Source organism: Rhizobium sp. BK379, from assembly GCF_014193955.1.
Lineage (GTDB): Bacteria > Pseudomonadota > Alphaproteobacteria > Rhizobiales > Rhizobiaceae > Rhizobium.
Map to the genome: position 1 here is coordinate 100010 of NZ_JACIAD010000005.1, position 20509 is coordinate 120518.

Consider the following 20509-nt stretch of genomic DNA (forward strand, 5'->3'; position numbering starts at 1 on the left):
GGCTAGAAGCTCGTCTTGCTGGTCTTGAGCAGAATGTTGGTTTCGGTCGTGTTGATACCGTCGACGAGACGTATCCGGCGCAGCGTTTCGTCGAAAGAGGCGAGGTCCCGATCCTCGAGCTCGGCGACGAAATCCCATTTGCCATTGGTGCTGTGCAATGCGCGTACCTGGGGCAGGCCACGCAATTGGGCAGCAACCTTGTCGGCAAGCTTGCCATGCACTTCGATCATGACGATCGCCCGAACGCCGGCCGAACGTGTCTCGTGACCGGTGCGGATGGTAAAGCCGGCGATCGTCCCGTTTTCCACGAGCCGGTCGATGCGGGCGGTCACCGTTGCACGCGAAGCGCCGGTCAGCGCCGCAAGCGACGAAACGGAGATTCGTGCATTGTGCCGAAGCGCACTCAAAAGCTCGTTGTCGAGGTCGTCCATGATTTCACTTTGTCAAATTAGCTTTATCAATCTGCGCAATCATAATCCATTTCTGACACTTTTCCATCTATTTGCCGCCGCGTCTTTATCCCACTATCGGCCAAAACAGGCCTCACAACGGAGCCCTACGAATGGAAGTACAATCTCAATCTGTCGCCCTCATCGGTGTTCCCCTTGAGGAGGGTTCCGGCCGCAGAGGCGCGGGCATGGGGCCGACAGCATTGCGTATCGCAGGCATCGACAAGGCTCTGGCCGAGCTCGGCCACACAGTCGTCGATACGGGCGATCTCAGCGTCGTCCCGGCCAGGGACCTTCCCAATCATCCGAAAGCGCATAATCTCCGCGTGGTCGGCGCCTACACGCGCGCGCTCGAAGCAGCCACATATGACGCAGCGAAAGCCGGCCATTTCCCGCTGATCCTCGGTGGCGACCACAGCCTTTCCATGGGTAGCGTCTCAGGCATGGCGCGTTATGCCGCCGAAAAGGGCCGCCCGCTCTTCGTCCTTTGGCTCGACGCCCATTCGGATTTCAATACGCCCGAGACCTCGCCGTCAGGCAATATTCACGGCATGCCCGTCGCCTTCTTCTGCGGCCTGGCGGATTTTGCAGAGATCCTGCCGAGGGACCGCGCATTCGTCGATCCGGAGAAGATCTTTCAGGTGGGCATCCGCTCAGTCGATGCGGCCGAGCGGGTCGAAATCCGCAGGCACGGCGTCAATGTCTTCGATATGCGTTCACTCGACGAACAGGGCGTGGCCGTGATCCTTCGCCAGATTCTGGAAACGGTCGAGAAGGCGAACGGCCTGCTGCATGTCAGTTTCGATGTCGATTTCCTCGATCCGGATTTTGCGCCCGGCGTAGGCACCACCGTTCCCGGCGGCGCCACCTTCCGCGAAGCGCACCTCATCATGGAGATGCTGTCCGACAGCGGCCTCGTCTCCTCGCTCGACCTCGTCGAACTCAATCCTTTCCTTGATGATCGCGGCAAGAGCGCCCGCATCATGGTGGAGATGACGGCAAGCCTCTTCGGTCGCCGCATCTTCGATCGTCCTACACGCGCCGCATAAGGGAGCACCGGCCATGAACATCTCATCGAACCTCATCGCCACCGAACAGCGTCTTGGAGCCAACAACTACAAGCCGCTCGATGTCGTGCTGACGCGGGGAGAAGGTGTTCATGTCTGGGATACGGATGGCAAGCGCTACCTCGATTGCCTCTCGGCCTATTCCGCCGTCAACCAGGGCCATTGCCATCCGAAGATCCTTGCCGCCATGGTCGAGCAGGCTGGCCGTCTGACGCTCACCTCGCGCGCCTTCCGCAACGACCAGCTCGCTTATCTCTATGAGGAGCTGGCTGCACTCACAGGCTCCCACAAGATCCTGCCGATGAACTCCGGCGCGGAAGCCGTGGAGACCGCCATCAAGGCGGTTCGCAAATGGGGCTATGAGGTTAAAGGCGTGCCGGAAGGCAAGGCGGAGATCATTGTCTGCGCCAATAATTTCCATGGCCGTACGCTGAGCATCATCAGCTTTTCGACGGACCCTGATGCCCGTACCGGCTTCGGGCCCTATACGCCGGGCTTTCGCGTCGTTCCCTTCGGCGATGCCGAGGCCTTCGAAGCGGCCATCAATGCGAATACCGTCGCGGCACTGATCGAGCCGATCCAGGGCGAGGCTGGCGTTATCATCCCTCCGGCCGGTTACTTCACCCGCGTGCGTGAACTCTGCACGGCAAACAACGTCACGCTCATTCTCGATGAAATCCAGACCGGTCTCGGGCGCACCGGCAAGCTGCTCGCCGAAGAACACGAAGGCATTGAAGCCGACGTGACGCTCATCGGCAAGGCGCTTTCCGGCGGCTTCTATCCGGTCTCGGCCGTGCTTTCGAATTCGGAAGTCCTCGGCGTGCTCAAGCCCGGCCAGCACGGCTCGACCTTCGGCGGCAACCCGCTGGCCTGCGCGGTCGCCCGCGCGGCGCTGAAAGTGCTAACTGAAGAAGGGATGATCGAGAACGCCGAGACGATGGGCAACTATTTCCTCGAAGGTCTTCGCTCGATCCGCTCCAACATCGTCAAGGAGGTGCGCGGGCGTGGTCTTATGCTCGCGATCGAACTGGAGCCGGAAGCCGGTGGCGCCCGGCAATATTGCTACGCCTTGAAAGATCGCGGCCTGCTCGCCAAGGATACGCACGACCATACGATACGATTCGCGCCGCCGCTGGTCATCACCAGGGAAGAGGTCGATTGGGCCGTCTCGCAAATCGAAAAGTCGATAACCTAAAGTAAAACCAGATTTGTCTTACAACCATTACTATCTACCGGAGGAGAAAAACTAATTCTCCTCCATAAAAATTTGTAAAAGTGGCGCAAGAATCCGATTAAATCTGGATTTGGTTACTCATTATTAATCCTGAAAATCATACTTAATTGATGTGAATGTAGATAATCCTGAGCCTTGGCGCCAAGGATCGAGATTCACGATAACATTGATACCGATTCACCTCGTTTGTGAAGCAGGACAGACTCCAAGTATTGTCGGATATACTGCGATGTTGTGGCAGGTCCGCATTACTCAAATCCGGTCCATTCTCCGAGAGATCGGCTGGTAGCAACCACATATCGGAGGGTCGGAATGTCATTGTTTTCGCTGGGTGCGACGCCGGATTCACGCGCGATTGTCACAGCTCTCATGAAGTCGCAGGCGACGATCGAATTCGACCTGCAGGGAAAGATACTGAATGCGAACGAGAATTTCTGCCGAGCGCTGGGCTACAAGCTAAGCGACATTGTCGGCAAGCATCACAGTATTTTCTGTGAGCCGGACTATGTTGCCTCCCCGGCCTACCGGGAATTCTGGCAGAAGCTCGGCAGAGGCGAATTCGATACCGGTGAATACAAGCGCATTGGCAAGGATGGCCGCGAAGTCTGGATCCAGGCGAGCTACAACCCGCTGATGTCGGGCGGCAAACCCTACAAGATCGTCAAGCTGGCAAGCGACGTGACCGCCGTCAAACTGAAAGCCGCTGATGCCGAAGGCAAGATCAACGCTCTCTCGCGGGCTCAGGCCGTCATCGAGTTCACGCCTGATGGAGAGATCCTGGAGGCGAACGAGAATTTCCTCTCGGTCATGGAGTACCGGCTGGAGGAAATCCGCGGCAAGCATCACGGCATGTTCTGCGACCCGGCCTATGTGCGCTCGGACGCCTATAAGGAATTCTGGAAGAAGCTAGCCGCCGGCCAGTTCGTCGCCGCGGAGTTTATGCGCATCGGCAAGGGCGGCAAGATCGTCTGGATCCAGGCATCCTATAACCCCATCTTCGACATGAGCGGCCGCGTCTTCAAGGTCGTCAAATTCGCGACCGACGTCACCGAGCGTGTCCGCGCCGTCGATGATCTGGCCACTGGCCTGACCGCACTTGCCGAAGGCGATCTGACGAAGCGGGTCGAAAATCCTTTCCCGCCCGGGCTGGAAAAGGTCCGCACCGATTTCAACGCCGCGATCGACAAGCTCGGCAGCGCCATGCGTACGGTCCTCCTCAACGCCGAGGCGATCGCCAGCGGTGCGCGCGAAACGAAGGAAGCAGCCGACGTGCTGTCCAAACGCACCGAACAGCAGGCTGCGACAGTAGAGGAAACCGCTGCCGCACTCGATGAAATCACCCAGACCGTTGCCGATAGCGCCGGACGCGCCGCCGATGCGGGCAGCCTCGTTGCGGAAACGAAACGCGGTGCGGAACATTCCGGCAGCATCGTCCGCAAGGCGGTCGACGCCATGGGCCAGATCGAGAAATCCTCACGCGAGATCAGCAATATCATCGGCGTGATTGACGAGATCGCCTTCCAGACCAACCTGCTGGCACTGAATGCCGGCGTCGAGGCAGCGCGCGCCGGTGAGGCCGGCAAGGGTTTTGCCGTCGTCGCCCAGGAGGTTCGCGAACTTGCACAGCGCTCGGCCAGCGCCGCCAAGGAAATCAAGGCGCTCATCACTGCTTCCTCGGAGCATGTGAAGAGCGGTGTCGATCTGGTCGGCCAGACCGGCCAGTCGCTGGAACGCATCGTTACCCAGGTCGGCAATATCGACATCAATGTCGCAGCGATCGTCGAGTCCTCCCGAGAGCAGTCGACCGGACTTGTCGAAATCAACAAGGCCGTCAACATCATGGATCAGGGCACGCAGCAAAATGCCGCCATGGTGGAGGAGACGACGGCGGCAAGTGCCCGACTTTCGTCCGAGACTGAAAACCTCCGCAATCTCGTTGCACAGTTTAGATTTGCGCAACACTCTTCCGTTAATGTCATCCATAACCGTAACGATGCTTCGCAAGGTGCAAAGCCATCGTATGGTGTGAAGGCAAAGCTCGTCCGCGCTAATGGGGGCGCATCCGCTTCTGCCCTGGCTTATGACAGTTGGGAAGAATTCTAATGGCCACGATCAATTCCACTAGCTTCAGCGGCGATACGCTCGAAATCATTGCCTTCCGCCTCCATGATCAGGAATTCTGCGTCAAGACCACGACCATCCGCGAAATCCGTGGCTGGGCGCCGTCGACGCCGATCCCGCACTCTCCGGCCGACGTCATCGGTGTCATGAACCTGCGCGGTTCGGTCATTCCGATCATCGACCTCGCCTACAAGCTCGGCATGAAGAGCACTGTCGCCAATGAGCGCAGCGCCATCGTCGTTGCCGAAGTGCACAATATGGTCATCGGCATGCTGGTCGATCGGGTTTCCGACATCCTGACGATTTCTTCCAGCCAGGTGCAACCCGTTCCTGAAGTGACCGCGTCCTTCGACCGCGCTTTCTGCGAAGGTATCATCGCTTCCGAAAATGGCATGATCTGCTTCCTGAACCTTGCAAAAATGTTCAAGGAAAACGAGACGGACGAACTGGCCGCCTGAGCGCCACGCCAGGCAGTTTGACCGAGGCAAGAACCGCCCCACAAGGGCGGTTTTTTTGTTAAGGTCGGGATGTGATCTGAAAGTGTAATTTTCTCCCGAAAATATATATTTATTAGCATTGCCTTTTATACTGAAAATTTACCGCCCACCATCATCATCGGTTGTAAAGCATCAAGAAGATACGATTTGTGATAGGTGAAAATAACGGTTGTTGCCCCGGCCGTATTTTCACGCCGCGAACCCATGCTTGTTTGGTCTTCAATTCAGAGGTCGGGCGCGAATATACGCGTCCTATTTCAGAGGGGACGGGAATGCTTGGTCTATCACCCAATTCGAAATATGTTCTCAATGCTATCTCGAAGTCACAGGCGATTATCGAATTCGACCTGACCGGAGCCATTCTCACGGCAAACGAGAATTTCTGCAAAGCGCTCGGTTACGATCTCAACGAGATTGCCGGCAAACATCACAGCATGTTCTGCGAACCGGCCTACGCGGCAACCGCCAGCTACCGGGATTTCTGGGCCCGCCTAGGCCGTGGCGAATATGATGCCGGCGCCTATAAACGCCTGGCAAAAGGCGGTCGCGAGATCTGGATCCAGGCCTCTTACAACCCTGTCTTCAAGCATGGCAAACCTTTCAAGGTCGTGAAAATCGCCTCCGACATCACCGAGGCCAAGAAACGCGCCGTCGAGGACGCCGGCAAGCTCGAGGCAATTTCACGCTCGCAGGCCGTCATCGAATTTACCCCCGCAGGCGACATCCTCACGGCCAACGAGAACTTCTGCAATGGTCTTGGCTATTCGCTGTCCGAGATCGTTGGCAAGCATCACAGCATGTTCTGCGATCCGGCCTATGCGCGAAGCGACGAATACAAGCAGTTCTGGCCGCGGCTGGCAAAGGGCGAATTCATCGCCAACGAATTCGTCCGCTACGGTAAGGGCGGCAAGGAAATCTGGATCCAGGCCGCCTATAATCCGATCGCCGACGCGGATGGCAGGATCTACAAGGTCGTTAAGTTCGCAACCGACGTGACACAGCGCATGAGCGCAATCTCCCTTCTCGGCGCGGCCCTGCGCCAGCTCTCAGAAGGCGACCTGACCCGGACGCTGGACACGGCCTTCGTCCCTTCGATGGAGCAGTTGCGCCACGATTTCAATGCGACGATCGACAAACTCTCCAGGACGATGAAGACCATTGGTGAGAATGCCACCGCTATCGCCGACAGTTCCCGCGAGATCGGTTCCTCGGCAGACTCTTTCTCCAAGCGGACGGAACAGCAGGCCGCTTCGGTCGAGGAAACGGCGGCAGCTCTGGAGGAGATCACCACCACGGTCAACGATTCCAGCCAGCGTGCCGACGAGGCGGGCCGCCTGGTCGGACAGACAAAACACAGTGCGGAACAATCCGGCACGGTCGTGCGCAAGGCAGTTTCGGCCATGGACCAGATCGAGCAATCCTCCCGCGAGATCAGCAATATCATCGGCGTCATCGACGATATCGCCTTCCAGACCAACCTGCTGGCGCTTAACGCCGGCGTCGAAGCGGCTCGTGCCGGTGAAGCCGGCAAGGGTTTTGCCGTCGTCGCCCAGGAGGTCCGCGAACTCGCACAGCGTTCTGCCAGAGCAGCGAAGGAGATCAAGGCGCTGATCAATACATCGAGCGAATTGGTGAAAAACGGCGTCGAACTGGTAGGACAGACCGGCAGGGCGCTGGAGGAAATCGTCGTTCAGGTTGCCAGCATCAATTCAAACGTCGCAGCGATCGTCGAAGGCTCCAGGGAACAGGCGACCGGCCTCAAGGAGATCAATCAGGCCGTCAACACCCTCGATCAGGCAACGCAGCAGAACGCCGCCATGGTGGAGGAGAGCACGGCCGCCAGCCACAATCTTGCCGCCGAAGCCGATGCACTGCGGACGCTGGTCTCGCAGTTCCAACTCCCCGGCGGCAATATCGCCGCGACACGGCATGTGAGAAAGCCAGCCACTTCTCCTGCCCTGCATCTTGTCGCCCGTACTGCAAGAACCCGTGGCGCAGCGGCGACGTCTGCCGAAAGCTGGGAAGAATTCTGATCAGGCCTCATTCGGATAGCTCGTGCTGCCGCAAGAGCGGCACGAGCGCTTATTGATCATGACCTTTGGCCGGCGCCGGGAAGAACGGCCCCTCTGATATTGGCCTATCGAACTGGCTGTTCCGCCGGTTCCGGTTTGCGAATCAGGGGCACGGCCTGCAGCACGAGTGCGTCGAGGCCGTTCTCTTCCTTTTCCAGAATTTCGAAGAGTTGCCGCCGCATGCGCGGCTCCCAGAATTTGTTGATGTGCGTCGCAACCCCTTGCGCAGCTTCGCTTTCGGGTTGCGTCTTGAAAAAGGTTGCGATCTGGTTTGCCATATAGACAAGCTTGGTCTTGGTATCATGCGACATCGGCGATGCTTCCGGGCGACAAGCGATGTGGGTGGGTGAAAATCTCGAAATCCTCTCCGCGCACGAGAGCGACAAGCGTCATGCCGGCTTCCTCAGCTGTGCGGATGGCAAGTGCGGTCGGCGCGGATATGGCAATCAGCACGGGAGCACCAAGGATCGCCGTCTTCTGAACCATCTCGACAGACAGGCGGCTTGTGACGGCAACGGCGCCTGAAGCGCCTGTTTCACCAGCTCTGATAACGGCGCCGCAAAGCTTGTCGAGCGCATTGTGCCGGCCGACATCCTCGCGCACGGCGATCAATCCCTTGCCAGGAATGTAGAAGCCGGCGCCGTGAACGGCCCGCGTCTCGCGATGCAGCGGCTGAGATTCGTTGAGCAACGCAACCGCCTGCACGATATCGGCATGCGACAGCGACAGCTCAGCCTTGGACACGTCCGGTACGGTGCGGACCGCCTGCTCGATCGACTCGATACCGCAGAGGCCGCAACCGACGGGTCCCGCCATGCTCCGCCTGCGCCTTCGCAGCGCATCCTCGACGTCGTCGAGGAGGGTCACCTGGACGTCGATACCCTTCTCGTCTTCCAGGAGTTCGATACCGGCGACCTGGCTGCGATCAGTGATAATGCCCTCGGTCAGGCTGAAGCCGACAGCGAAATCCTCGAGATCATCAGGCGTGCCCATCATGACCGCATGCGAACTGCCGCCATAGGAAAAGGCGATTGGCACTTCCTCGGGCACGATACGCTCGCCCCGCGCCATGATACCGCCTCTCCGGGCGACTTCCGTCACGCTTATGCGGGTCGGCCGTTCCGTCATTATTCCGCCGCCTCCATCTTGCTGGCGATGCGGCGGGACCGGCGGGCCTGCTCGTCATATTCGACCTGCCATTCCGACGGGCCGTTGGAGGGCGAAACCTGCACTGCCGTCACCTTGTATTCCGGGCAGTTCGTCGCCCAGTCGGAGAAGTCTGTCGTGATAACGTTTGCCTGCGTATCCGGATGATGGAAGGTCGTATAGACGACCCCGGGCGCCACGCGGTCCGTAATCAATGCGCGAAGTGTGGTATCGCCCGAGCGACTGCCGAGCTTCACCCAGTCGCCATCCCGGATACCGCGCTGTTCGGCATCATGCGGATGGATCTCCAGCCGGTCCTCCGAGTGCCAGACAACGTTATCGGTACGGCGTGTCTGTGCACCGACATTATACTGGCTCAAAATGCGGCCGGTCGTGAGAAGCAGCGGGAAGCGCGGGCCGGTGCGCTCGTCGGTCGCGACATATTCCGTACGGATGAACTTGCCCTTGCCGCGCACGAATCCATCCACATGCATGATCGGCGACCCGAGCGGATGTGTCTCGTTGCAGGGCCACTGAACCGAGCCCATCTTTTCGAGATAGTCGTAGGAGACCGATGCGAAGCTCGGAGTCGTTGCGGCAATCTCGTCCATGATCTCGGACGGATGCGTATAGTGCCAGTCGAGGCCCATTGCCTGAGCAAGCTTCTGTGTCACTTCCCAGTCCGCATAGCCGTTGCGCGGCGTCATGACCTTGCGCACGCGGTTGATGCGGCGCTCGGCATTGGTGAAGGTGCCGTCCTTTTCCAGGAAGGTCGAACCCGGCAGGAAGACATGCGCATAGTTCGCAGTCTCGTTCAGGAAGAGATCCTGCACCACGACACATTCCATGGCGGCAAGACCGGCGGCGACATGCTTGGTGTCCGGATCGGACTGAAGAATATCCTCACCCTGAATGTAGAGGCCCTTGAAGGAGCCATCGACGGCGGCATCCAGCATGTTCGGAATACGCAGGCCCGGCTCGTTGTTGAGCTTCACGCCCCAGAGCTTTTCGAAAATATCGCGCGTCGCATCGTCCGAGATATGGCGATAGCCCGGCAGCTCATGCGGGAAGGACCCCATGTCGCAGGAACCCTGCACATTGTTCTGGCCGCGCAGCGGATTCACACCGACGCCTGGACGGCCGATATTGCCGGTTGCCATGGCAAGGTTGGCGATTGCCATGACCGTCGTCGAGCCCTGGCTGTGTTCTGTGACGCCCAGACCGTAATAAATGGCGCCATTGCCGCCGGTCGCAAAAAGCCGTGCAGCGCCGCGCACATCTTCCGGATTGACGCCGGTAAATTTCTCGACGGCTTCCGGACTATGCTGCGGCTCGGAGACAAAAGCCGCCCAATCCTCGAACTCCGACCAGTCGCAACGCTCACGGATGAATTTCTCATCGTAGAGGCCTTCGGTGACGATCACATGCGCCAGCGCCGTCATGATTGCGACATTGGTGCCGGGCTTCAGCGGCAGATGGAAGGATGCCTCGACATGCGGCGAGCGGACGATATCGATGCGACGCGGATCTATAACGATCAGCTTGGCGCCCTGCCGCAACCGCTTCTTCAGGCGCGAACCGAAGACTGGATGGCCATCGGTCGGATTGGCACCGATGATAATGACCACATCGGAATGCTCGACGCTGTCGAAATCCTGTGTGCCGGCCGAGGTGCCGAAAGCCTGGCCCAGCCCATAACCTGTCGGAGAGTGGCAGACGCGGGCGCAGGTATCGACATTGTTGTTGCCGAAGCCGGCGCGTATCAGCTTCTGGACAAGGTAAGTCTCTTCGTTGGTGCAGCGGGACGATGTGATGCCACCGATCGCTTCACGGCCATACTGATACTGGATGCGGCGGAACTCGGAAGCCACATGCGCATAGGCCTCGTCCCAGGTCACCTCGCGCCAGGGATCCGTCACCTTCTCGCGGATCATCGGATTGAGGATACGGTCCTTGTGGGTCGAATATCCATAGGCAAAGCGGCCCTTGACGCAGGAATGGCCGCGGTTTGCCTGACCATCCTTCCACGGCACCATGCGCACCAGCTCTTCGCCGCGCATTTCCGCCTTGAATGAGCAGCCCACACCGCAATAGGCGCAGGTCGTGACGGCCGAATGTTCCGGCTGGCCGATGCGGATGACTGATTTTTCGGTCAGCGTCGCCGTCGGGCAGGCCTGCACGCAGGCACCACAAGAGACGCATTCGGAATCGACGAAATGCTCGTGCATACCGGGCGAAACACGCGAGCCGAACCCGCGCCCTTCGATCGTCAGCGCGAAGGTGCCCTGCACTTCCTCGCAGGCACGAACGCAGCGGGAGCAGACGATGCACTTCGACGGATCATAGGTGAAGTACGGATTGGACTCGTCCTTCGGCATCCATTTCAGATTGATCTCGCCGCTGTTGCGCGCCTTGACGTGGTTGTCACCCTCGTAGCCATAGCGCACATCGCGCAGGCCGACGGCGCCCGCCATGTCCTGCAACTCGCAATCGCCATTGGCCGCGCAGGTCAGACAGTCGAGCGGATGGTCCGAGATATAAAGCTCCATGACGCCGCGGCGGATATTCTTCAGCCGCTCCGTCTGCGTATGGACGACGATGCCGGACGCCACCGGTGTCGTGCAGGAGGAGGGCGTTCCGTTGCGGCCGTCGATTTCGATCAGACAGAGACGGCAGGAACCGAAGGCATCGACCATATCGGTCGCGCAGAGCTTCGGCACCTGAATGCCGGCCTCCATGGAGGCGCGCATGATCGAGGTTCCTTCGGGAACCGTCACCTGCCGGCCGTCGATGGTCAGCGTCACCATCGTTTCGGATTTCGAAGCCGGCGTTCCGTAGTCGATTTCATGAATGAGAGACATGGCCTATTCCGCCGCTTCAATGAGAGGGACCGGAGCAAAATCTTCCGGAAAATGCGTCATGGCGCTCATGACAGGATAGGGCGTGAACCCGCCGAGCGCGCAGAGCGAGCCGAACTTCATCGTATTGCAGAGATCGGCGAGCAGTTCCCGGTTCTTCTCGGGCTCTATGCCCTGGGCAATCTTGTCCGCCGTTTCGACGCCGCGCGTCGATCCTATGCGGCAGGGCGTGCACTTGCCGCAGCTTTCCACCGCGCAGAACTCCATGGCGAAGCGCGCCTGTTTCAACATATCGGCGGTATCGTCGAAAACGACGAGGCCGGCATGGCCGATCAATCCGTCCTTGGCCGCAAAAGCTTCGTAGTCGAATGGCGTGTCGAAGAGAGCCCGCGGGAAATAGGCACCAAGCGGCCCGCCCACCTGCACCGCCTTCACCGGCCGTCCCGATGCCGTACCACCGCCGATCTTCTCGACGATATCGCCGAGAGACAGGCCGAAGGCGGTTTCATAGAGCCCGCCATATTTCACGTTACCGGCAATCTGCAGCGGAATGGTGCCGCGCGACCGACCCATGCCGAAATCGCGATAGAAGGCCGCCCCCTTGTCCATGATCACGGGCACGGATGCGAGCGAGATCACGTTGTTGATGACGGTCGGACAGTTGAACAATCCCTTATGGGCCGGCAACGGCGGCTTGGCGCGCACGATGCCCCGTTTGCCTTCCAGGCTGTTGAGCAACGCCGTTTCCTCGCCGCACACATAGGCGCCTGCACCGGTGCGAATCTCCATGTCGAAGGTCTTGCCGGAGCCGAGCACCGAAGCGCCTAGGATGCCGGCCTTGCGGGCAATCTCCACCGCCTCCGTCATCGTGGCGATCGCATGCGGATATTCCGAGCGCGTATAGACGAAGCCTTTCGTGGCTCCCGTCGCAAGCCCGGCAATCACCATGCCTTCGATGAGCACGAAGGGGTCGCCTTCCATGATCATCCGGTCGGCGAAGGTGCCGCTGTCGCCCTCATCTGCATTGCAAACGATATATTTGCGAGAACCGGCAGCATCGAGCACCGTCTTCCATTTGATGCCGGTCGGAAAACCCGCACCACCGCGGCCTCGAAGACCGGAATCGGTCACTTCCTTGACGACATCGGCAGGCTGCATCGAAATGGCGCGGCGAAGGCCGGCAAGCCCGCCATGGGCCTCATAATCGTCAAGCGAAAGCGGATCGGTAATGCCGCAGCGGGCAAAGGTGAGACGGGTCTGGCCTTTCAGGAACGGGAGGTCCTCGACCTCCCCCAGACAGAGCGCATGCATCCCGCCTTCCATCAACCCCGCATCAAAGAGATCGGCGACATCCTTCGTCCTGACCGGCCCATAGCCGATCCGTTTCCCGGAAACCTCGACCTCAACCAGTGGCTCGAGCCAGAACACTCCGCGCGAGCCGTTGCGCACAACTGTCGCATCAAGGCCGCGGGCGACGATCTCCTGGGCAATCGCCGTTGCCACCTTCTCGGCCCCGAGCGAGAGCGCTGCGGCATCGCGCGGAACATAAATCTTCACAGTCATCGACGTGCCTCCGCAACGAGCTCAGCAGCCAGTTCGCCATCGACCCGGCCATGCACTTCGCCATCCAGCATGGCGGCTGGCGCACAGGCACAGAGGCCAAGACAGTAGACCGGCTCAAGCGTGACGCTGCCGTCGAGTGTCGTCTGATGAAAATCGATGCCGAGCAGGGTTTTGATACGCTCGGCCAGTGCATCGCCGCCCATCGACTGGCAAGCCTCGGCGCGACAGAGTTTCAGCACGTGCCGGCCGGCGGGATGATCGCGGTAATCATGATAGAAAGTTACGACGCCGTGGACCTCGGCGCGGGAAAGGTTGAGCTCCTCGGAGATAACCGGCAAGGCTTCCTGCGGCACGTATCCGAACTGCTCCTGGACTTCATGCAGAATAGGCAGGAGTGGTCCTTCGAGGGATCGAAGATCGTCAACGATCGAGCGGATACGTCCGGTGATATCGCCCTGGGCGACACGTATGTTCATCAGCAGCTCTCCCTTGCGACCTGCGAATTCCTTGAAAACCGCAAAACTCCCCATGTCATTGCGAATTCTATCGAACTGTCTCAGGGAAGCTGGTCGCAATCAATAAAGCAGTCTCGTTGATTGATAGCTTTTTTCTATCAAAATTCGGCGTCTTCAACGAGTGTCCTTGCTTCATGCAACAAGGCGGAGACGAGCGGCGTAAAAGGTTCTCGAAAAGGAGCGACAAGGCCAACAAGATGGTGCGCCTCCGGCTCGGTGATCGGAATCATTCGGATCTCCACAGGAAAACCGAATGATTTCGCGACGTTATGAGGCATGATGCTCGCCCAGCGGCCGGTCCGCACATGTGAAAAAAGCACGATCATCGAGTTTGATTCGAGCGTCGGATGGACTGTCGCGCCTGCTTCGGCCAGATGTCGGTTGATGATACGCCGGTTTTGCATGTCCGCCGTCAATAGGCAAAGCCGAAGATCGCCCACTTCACGCCACGTCACACTCTCGCGATCCGAGAGCGGGCTGCCGGCGGCAGTAATGAGATTATAGCGTTCCGCATAGAGCGGCACCGAGGTGACGCGTCCGAGCGGCTCGTTTTCCAGATAGGTGATGCCGGCATCGATCTCGAGATTTTCGAGCATGCTCAGCACCTGCAGTGAATTGCGCGAGACGATGGAAAAGGTGACGTCGGGATGCCGTTCCTGGAAGGGCGTCGTGATTCGCGACAGCATGGCGAGTGCGGTCGGAATGGAAGCCAGGCGCAGATGGCCGGAGAGACCCGTGCGGGCGGCGCGCATTTCCTCGCGCATGGTGCGCGTGTCACCGACAATGCGCCGGGCCCATTCGAGCACGCGCTGGCCTTCGGGCGTCAACCCCTGAAAGCGGGAGCCGCGCTGCACCAGCATGACCCCCAGCTGATCTTCAAGCTGGCGAATGGCGGCCGAGAGCGTGGGCTGGGAAACGCCGCATTCCTCTGCCGCACGACCGAAATGTTTCTCGTTGGCGAGTGCGATGAAGAATTCCAGCTTGTCGATCATCCGGCCTCCTGCCGAATTCGGGATGAGGCCCATCTTTGCGGCTTGAAGGCCGCTTCGCAAGAGCCGCGGCTTCAGACCTTTTCAACAACCGGGAAGAGACTGAACAGCGATTCGAGGAAAGCCAGAACGCTTTCGTTTCCCATGCTGTAATAAACGAGCCGTCCTTCACGACGCGTGTTGACGAGGCCTTCGAGCCTCAGTCGCGCAAGCTGCTGAGACACCATAGCCTGCTGTATACCAAGGATATCCTCGATCTCGCCAACCGTTTTTTCCCCTTCCGAAAGGATACAGAGGATGAGCAACCGGGTCTGATGGGCTAGCGCCTTCAGGAGATCACTTGCCTCGTGGGCTTTATCAGCAAGCTTCTGCAAGTCCTGGCTGGTCATGCCCAGCTTCGGTTTAGGCAATGGCATCTGCTTCTCGGAAGGAGGTAATAGGGTAGATCAGTACAATATCATATTCGCAGAAGCGAATTGGTCAAAAGTCGTCAAATACCAAAAAAAGTCCAACCAAATCAGCAGATAAGCTGGCCGCCATTGATCTCCAGAACCTGACCGGTGATGTAGCCGGACAACGATGGCGCGGCCAGGAAGAGATAGGCCGGGGCGCAATCTTCCGACGTTCCGAGCCGCTGCAGCGGGATCGACTTGCGTGTCTGTTCCAGTTTTTCGCGGGATGAATAGCGTGCATGGAAATCGGTATCGATCGTACCGGGCGAGACGCAGTTGACCCTTATATCGTCAGGCGCCAGCTCACGGGCAAGCGCCTTCGAATAGGTCGCGACGAAGGCCTTTGATGCGGAATAGATCGCCGAACCGGGACTACCGCCCGTTATCGCGGAAATCGAGACCGTGTTGACGATGGCGGCACCCTGCGCGGCCCGGAGCGCGGGAAGCAGGGCCCGGGTGAGCTCCACCACCGACGTCTGGTTGAGGCGCACGACGGTCTCGTAATCGGCATCGGTCAGTTCACCGGCGGGAAAACGCCCATGCATCGTGCCGGCATTGTTGACCAGCACATGCACCTTGTCGAAGAAATCGAGCGCCTCTTGCGCAAACTTCGCAGCCCCACCCTGCTGCAGGAAATCCGCCGGCAAAAGCAGGGCCCGGCGTTCCGATTCGGCAGTCAGCAGAAAATCCGGCAGTTCGCGCTCCCCGTCGCGCCCGGTATGGACAAGCACGCGCGCACCGCAATCCAGAAACTGTCGGGCAACTTCGAGGCCGATTCCGCGGCCGGCACCCGTCACGACGACATTGCGGTTTTCGAATAATTTGGGATGAAACACGAAGTTCTCCTCATTTGCGGGCCGGTCCGCCGCTTGCGCTATCACGCCTAACATATGCGGGCATGAGCCAAAAGAAAGCCCGAAGGTCTAGGCACCCGGGTCGAGCAGCCGCGCACCGGCGCCCTGTCTGCCAAGTACATCGAAGGGATTGCGCAGCGGGCAGGCGTCGATAGAGAGGCAACCGCAGCCAATGCAGCTCGTCAGATGATCGCGCAACAGGCTGAGCTGCCTGATGCGGATATCGAGATTGTCCTTCCAGAGCGTCGATAACCTCTGCCAGTCCTCGACTGTCGGCGTACGGCTCTGCGGCAGGGTTTCGAACGCAGTCTGAATTTCGGAGAGCGGAATGCCAACGCGTTGCGCCACCTTGATGATGCCGAGACGCCGCAGCACATCGCGGCCGTAGCGCCGCTGGTTGCCGCGCGTGCGAATGCTGAAGATCAGCCCTTTCGCTTCGTAGAAGTGCAGGGCGGAAACCGCAAGTCCGCTGCGCTCTGCCACCTCGCCCACCGTCAGAAGTTTGCTCAAGGAGAATCCCGGATTCTGCTGCATGACCCATTGACCTCAATATTAGTTGAGGTTTTATAGACTGCGCTCCCGAGGCCGTAAAGCCGAGATAAGAAGGAGCAATGCATGCACAAACCCATGAGGCTTGCCGTCATCTACGGCAGCACGCGCGAGGGACGTATCTGCGACAGGGTGGTGAAGTGGCTCGAAAGAGAGCTGGCCCGCTTTCCGCAATTCGAGATCGACATCATCGACCCGCTGGCATTTTCACTGCCGCGAGAGCATTTACCGCATCATCCGGAGGCAAGACGGCTTGCGGACAGGCTTCATCAGGCCGATGGTTTCATCCTCGTCACGCCGGAGTACAACCACAGCTTTACCGCTTCTCTGAAATTCCTCATCGATCTCTTCGCCGAACCCTGGCACGGAAAGCCGATCGCCTTCGTCTGTTATGGCGGCATATCCGGCGGATTGCGCGCAGTCGAACAACTTCGCCTCGTTTTTGCGGAGCTTCACGCCGTCACGATCTGCGATGCCGTGAGTTTCAATTCCCCCTGGCGCCGTTTCGACAATGAGGGCCGGCTGCAGGATCCGCAGGAAGCTCTGCGCAGGCTTTCCCGAATGATGTCCCAGCTGCAGTGGTGGACTGAGGCGCTGGTCGCCGCCCGCAGCGACACGCCCTATGCCGGCGTCGCCGCCTGAGACGAAGACATCCGGCTCCGTCTCTGGCAGGTACGGACCGGCTGGACACCCGGACAGGACCTCCGTCCGGGTGTTTCCCCTCGGGTACCTTACAAAGTGCGCCTGAACTGCACGCGCTTCTTGGCGACCGCATAGCCGGGTAGGAATTTTACGGTTGCGGTACCGCAGGCCGGGTGATAGCTTCCGCCACAATTTCACGGGGGAGCTCCGAATTGCCGGGGCTGAGATGTGAGGCGCATGCCTCCGGACCCTTTAAAGCTGATCTGGGTAATGCCAGCGGAGCGAGGTCCAAATGTTTTCCGGCGCACAAGTGTCTCTATATCCGATGTCCGGCAATTTCGTCGGCATCATCCTTGACGCGATCAAGGCTCTCGAGCCCTATCGCGATCATCTTCGCATCGAAACCGATGATATTTCCACGCTCATGGTCGGCCCGCCGGACGTGCTGTTTGCCGCCATGCGCGACCTCTTCGTTTCGGCTGCCGCAAGTGGCGAGCATTGCGTATTGTCCGCCGCGATCTCGCGCGGCTGCCCCGGCGAACCGGATGATGCGATCTGCGGCGCCGGCCTGTCCTCAAGCCGCTCCGAGCCGCTCGCCGAGCGCGTGGAGGCCGCGATCGCAGCAGTCAGGGATACGACCGAGACTGGTCAACCAACGGCGGCCCAATTTTCTCTCTATGTCATGGGAACTGGCACCCATATGGACGAGATCTACGGCTGCATCGACTTCCTGAAGCGCTCGGGCACATTCGACCGCTCGAAGAATTTCTGCACCAAGCTGCGCGGTGACGCCGGCGCGATCTTCGCGACCATCCAAGAAGCTTTCTATCGCTTTGGCGATCCCGAAGGTCACGTGACACTGGATATCACGGTCTCCGCGAACAGCCCGAGCAAAGCCTGAGACGCCTGACGGCATGACCCTATCGAAACCGGATTCGACATTTGCGCCACTGAGGCGGGCCTTGCCCGCCATTCTCGCCATGCTTGCCTTCCTGGCTATCTGGGAGTTCTATGTCGATCTCTCCGGCATCAAGCCCTCGATCCTGCCCTCACCTTCACGCATCCTTACACAGGGCTGGCTGAACAGGCAGGCGCTGCTCGACAATACCTGGCCGACGCTCGGCGCGACGCTCGGCGGTTTTGCTTTGTCGCTCGTCTTCGCCTTCGCCTCGTCGGTCCTGATGGATTTCGTGCCATTCATGCGCCGTGCGCTGCTGCCGCTCTTCATCGTCAGCCAGACATTGCCGCTGGTCGCGATCGCCCCCCTCGTCGTACTCTGGTTCGGTTTCGGGCTGCTGCCGAAGCTTCTGCTCGTCGCTCTCGTTACCTTCTTTCCGCTGCTGGTCGCCCTGCTGCAGGGCTATGAAGCGACGGACAGGGATATCGCCGAGCTTCTGAGTTCCATGAAGGCAAGTCGCTGGCGCATCTTCTGCCTGGCAAGGCTCCCTTCCGCCATGCCTTTCTTCTTTGCCGGCCTGCGTATTTCGATCACCTATGCCGTGGTCGGCGCCATCTTCGCCGAATATGCGGGCGCCGCGCGCGGCCTCGGGATCTATATCCTCAACGCCAAGAACAATTTTCGACCCGACCTCGTCCTCGCCGCCGTCGTCGTCAGCGCCCTTCTGACCCTTTGCCTCTTCGGCCTCACCCTGGCGGTGCAGCGTTTCGTCATGCCCTGGCAATCCCCTGCGGAGAAACGCCGATGAACGGGATGCTCGAGCTGAAGAATGTGTCGAAGTCCTTCGACGGCATGGAAGTGCTGAAGGACATTTCTCTTCATATCGCCAGAGGTGAATTCGTCTCGATCGTCGGCCCATCCGGCTCCGGCAAGTCGACGATCCTGCGGCTACTGACACAGGCGCTGCAGGCCGATAAGGGAGAGATTGTCTTCGACGGCATGCAGCTCTCGCAGGCCGCGCATGCATTCGCCTTCATGCCTCAGCGCGATGCGCTGATGCCGTGGCGAAGCGTCATCGACAACGCGATCCTCGGCCTCGAAGTGCACGGCATGCGCCGCAGCCAAGCGCGCGCCGTGGCGGCCCCCCTCTTTGAACGCTTCGGCCTTTCTGGCTTCGAAAATCACTATCCCGCGGCCCTTTCGGGCGGCATGCGCCAGCGCGCGGCCTTGCTGCGCACCGTGATACAGCGGCAGGACATGCTGCTGCTCGACGAGCCTTTCGGGGCACTCGATGCGCTCACCCGCACCCAGATGCAGGAATGGCTGCAGGGAATGTGGACCGGTCATCGATGGACGGCCCTGCTGATTACCCATGACGTACGGGAAGCCGTCTTCCTGTCCGATCGTATCTATGTGTTGTCCGCCCGTCCGGCTGCCGTGATCAGGGAGTTCGAAGTGCCGCTCGCAAGACCGCGGACGCTTGCAGATCTCGGCTCCCCTGCTGCTCAGGCAATCGAAACTGAAATTCTTCAAACATTGCTCCATCCGTAAAGAACCTGAGGAGGTCCTGATGCTTCTCACCCGCCGACAGACCCTTTTTGCCGCCATGGCCGCAAGCCTTGCCGGCCGCACCGCCTTCGCGCAATCCTCCGACAAGGTGCGTATCGCGCTCGACTGGACGCCGAACACCAACCATATCGGCATCTATGTCGCCAAGGCGAAGGGCTTCTATGAGGCAGCCGGCATCGATGTCGAGATCCTGCCCTATGCCGATACGAGTGCCGGCACGTTGGTCGCAAATGGTGTTGCCGATTTCGGGATTTGCGGAGAGATCGAGACCTTTACCCAGCGCGCCGCCGGCGCCGATGTGAAGCTCGTCTATGCCGTCGTGCAGACGGAAACCGGCAGGTTGATCTTCAAGGGCGGCCGCAACGATATCAAGAGTCCGAAAGATCTTGACGGCAAGACCTATGGCGGCTTCGGCGGCGCATGGGAGGAGGCACTCGTCTCTGCGATGATCCGCAACGACGGCGGCAAGGGCACCTTCCAGAATGTCACGCTCGGCACCTCGGCCTATGAGGCGCTCGACAACGGCGCGGTGGACTTTACACTGGAAATCTACACCTGGGAGGGTATTGCCGCCCAGCTGGAGAACCGGCAGGTCGGACGCTGGCGCTATAGCGACCATGGAATTCCCGACGAACAGACGACCGCAATCGCGTCCAGCGATGCCTATCTTTCGGCCAATCCGAAAAATGCCCGCGCCTTTGTCCAGGCAACACTCAAAGGTTATGCCTATTCGATCGACAATCAGGACGAGGCCTGCGATCTCCTGATTGCCGGCAGCAACGGCGCGCTGCTGAATACCGAACTGGTCAAGGCATCGCAAAAGGCCCTGGTCGAAGGTCGTTTCCTCAAGGGTGACAACGGCGCGATCGGCATCATCGATCCGGCCAAGGCCGACGCGATCGGCACGTTCCTGTTCGACCATGGCATCCTGCTCGATGCCAATGGTGCGGCGCTGAAGGAAAAGCCCGACTTTTCCGCCTATTACACGAACGATCTGCTTGGCTGAGATGACCCCGCCCTTGCCGGCAGCAGCT

Annotated in this window: 20 protein-coding genes and 1 riboswitch; of the genes, 10 read left to right on the forward strand and 10 right to left on the reverse strand. The window is 59.6% G+C overall.

Annotated elements, in window-relative coordinates; translation table 11 throughout:
• Positions 1 to 2: 2 nt before the first annotated feature.
• Positions 3 to 431 carry an Lrp/AsnC family transcriptional regulator gene (locus FHT93_RS22200; RefSeq protein WP_029868942.1) on the reverse strand — a complete coding sequence of 143 codons (429 nt, stop codon included), beginning with the start codon at positions 429 to 431 and terminating at the stop codon, positions 3 to 5.
• 131 nt (positions 432 to 562) lie between these two features.
• Here FHT93_RS22200 and rocF point away from each other — a divergent pair, with 131 nt between their 5' ends.
• From rocF to FHT93_RS22225, 5 genes are all read left to right on the forward strand, one after another.
• Complete coding sequence (gene rocF / locus FHT93_RS22205) at positions 563 to 1498, forward strand: arginase (RefSeq protein WP_029868941.1); 936 nt, start codon at positions 563 to 565, stop codon at positions 1496 to 1498.
• Positions 1499 to 1511: 13 nt separating this feature from the next.
• Positions 1512 to 2711 (forward strand): ornithine--oxo-acid transaminase, encoded by a 1200-nt coding sequence (rocD, locus tag FHT93_RS22210; RefSeq protein ID WP_029868940.1) that lies wholly within the window; start codon positions 1512 to 1514, stop codon positions 2709 to 2711.
• Between the two features lie 351 nt (positions 2712 to 3062).
• A complete protein-coding gene (locus tag FHT93_RS22215; RefSeq protein WP_183849510.1) occupies positions 3063 to 4853 on the forward strand; it encodes a methyl-accepting chemotaxis protein in 1791 nt (596 codons plus the stop codon).
• Positions 4853 to 5329, forward strand: a complete 477-nt coding sequence (locus FHT93_RS22220; protein WP_029868938.1) for a chemotaxis protein CheW — start codon at positions 4853 to 4855, stop codon at positions 5327 to 5329. The genes FHT93_RS22215 and FHT93_RS22220 overlap by 1 nt, the downstream gene beginning before the upstream one ends.
• Positions 5330 to 5640: 311 nt before the next feature.
• On the forward strand, positions 5641 to 7401 hold the full coding sequence (locus FHT93_RS22225; protein ID WP_183849512.1) for a PAS domain-containing methyl-accepting chemotaxis protein: 1761 nt from the start codon (positions 5641 to 5643) through the stop codon (positions 7399 to 7401).
• A 104-nt stretch (positions 7402 to 7505) separates the two neighbouring features.
• Here FHT93_RS22225 and FHT93_RS22230 read toward each other — a convergent pair whose 3' ends face one another.
• The 9 genes from FHT93_RS22230 to soxR form a co-directional block, all read right to left on the reverse strand.
• On the reverse strand, positions 7506 to 7751 hold the full coding sequence (locus tag FHT93_RS22230; protein WP_112545578.1) for a formate dehydrogenase subunit delta: 246 nt from the start codon (positions 7749 to 7751) through the stop codon (positions 7506 to 7508).
• Positions 7741 to 8568: a formate dehydrogenase accessory sulfurtransferase FdhD gene (gene fdhD, locus FHT93_RS22235; RefSeq protein WP_113013267.1), complete on the reverse strand. Its 828-nt coding sequence runs from the start codon at positions 8566 to 8568 to the stop codon at positions 7741 to 7743. The genes FHT93_RS22230 and fdhD overlap by 11 nt, the downstream gene beginning before the upstream one ends.
• On the reverse strand, positions 8568 to 11447 hold the full coding sequence (gene fdhF, locus FHT93_RS22240) for a formate dehydrogenase subunit alpha (protein ID WP_183849514.1): 2880 nt from the start codon (positions 11445 to 11447) through the stop codon (positions 8568 to 8570). Before fdhF ends, fdhD begins: the two co-directional genes overlap by 1 nt.
• Positions 11448 to 11450: 3 nt before the next feature.
• Positions 11451 to 13007, reverse strand: coding sequence for an NADH-quinone oxidoreductase subunit NuoF (locus tag FHT93_RS22245; RefSeq protein ID WP_183849516.1), 1557 nt, complete (start codon positions 13005 to 13007; stop codon positions 11451 to 11453).
• Positions 13004 to 13483, reverse strand: a complete 480-nt coding sequence (locus FHT93_RS22250; RefSeq protein ID WP_113206207.1) for a formate dehydrogenase subunit gamma — start codon at positions 13481 to 13483, stop codon at positions 13004 to 13006. Before FHT93_RS22250 ends, FHT93_RS22245 begins: the two co-directional genes overlap by 4 nt.
• Before the next feature lie 137 nt (positions 13484 to 13620).
• Positions 13621 to 14514, reverse strand: a complete 894-nt coding sequence (locus FHT93_RS22255) for a LysR family transcriptional regulator (RefSeq protein WP_112545582.1) — start codon at positions 14512 to 14514, stop codon at positions 13621 to 13623.
• 71 nt (positions 14515 to 14585) lie between these two features.
• Positions 14586 to 14927: a metalloregulator ArsR/SmtB family transcription factor gene (locus FHT93_RS22260; RefSeq protein WP_112545583.1), complete on the reverse strand. Its 342-nt coding sequence runs from the start codon at positions 14925 to 14927 to the stop codon at positions 14586 to 14588.
• Between the two features lie 101 nt (positions 14928 to 15028).
• Positions 15029 to 15799: an SDR family oxidoreductase gene (locus FHT93_RS22265; protein ID WP_112970843.1), complete on the reverse strand. Its 771-nt coding sequence runs from the start codon at positions 15797 to 15799 to the stop codon at positions 15029 to 15031.
• Between the two features lie 87 nt (positions 15800 to 15886).
• A complete protein-coding gene (gene soxR / locus FHT93_RS22270; protein ID WP_112545585.1) occupies positions 15887 to 16351 on the reverse strand; it encodes a redox-sensitive transcriptional activator SoxR in 465 nt (154 codons plus the stop codon).
• A gap of 81 nt (positions 16352 to 16432) precedes the next feature.
• Here soxR and FHT93_RS22275 point away from each other — a divergent pair, with 81 nt between their 5' ends.
• From FHT93_RS22275 to FHT93_RS22295, 5 genes are all read left to right on the forward strand, one after another.
• Positions 16433 to 17008: an NAD(P)H-dependent oxidoreductase gene (locus tag FHT93_RS22275; protein WP_112970842.1), complete on the forward strand. Its 576-nt coding sequence runs from the start codon at positions 16433 to 16435 to the stop codon at positions 17006 to 17008.
• A 188-nt stretch (positions 17009 to 17196) separates the two neighbouring features.
• Positions 17197 to 17310: riboswitch (TPP riboswitch) on the forward strand.
• Positions 17301 to 17909: a YkoF family thiamine/hydroxymethylpyrimidine-binding protein gene (locus FHT93_RS22280; RefSeq protein WP_183849518.1), complete on the forward strand. Its 609-nt coding sequence runs from the start codon at positions 17301 to 17303 to the stop codon at positions 17907 to 17909. It overlaps the preceding riboswitch by 10 nt.
• A gap of 13 nt (positions 17910 to 17922) precedes the next feature.
• A complete protein-coding gene (locus tag FHT93_RS22285) occupies positions 17923 to 18714 on the forward strand; it encodes an ABC transporter permease (protein ID WP_113115389.1) in 792 nt (263 codons plus the stop codon).
• Positions 18711 to 19457 (forward strand): ABC transporter ATP-binding protein, encoded by a 747-nt coding sequence (locus FHT93_RS22290; protein WP_183849519.1) that lies wholly within the window; start codon positions 18711 to 18713, stop codon positions 19455 to 19457. The genes FHT93_RS22285 and FHT93_RS22290 overlap by 4 nt, the downstream gene beginning before the upstream one ends.
• A 16-nt stretch (positions 19458 to 19473) precedes the next feature.
• Positions 19474 to 20481: an ABC transporter substrate-binding protein gene (locus FHT93_RS22295; protein ID WP_112545706.1), complete on the forward strand. Its 1008-nt coding sequence runs from the start codon at positions 19474 to 19476 to the stop codon at positions 20479 to 20481.
• The last annotated feature ends 28 nt before the right edge of the window (positions 20482 to 20509 follow it).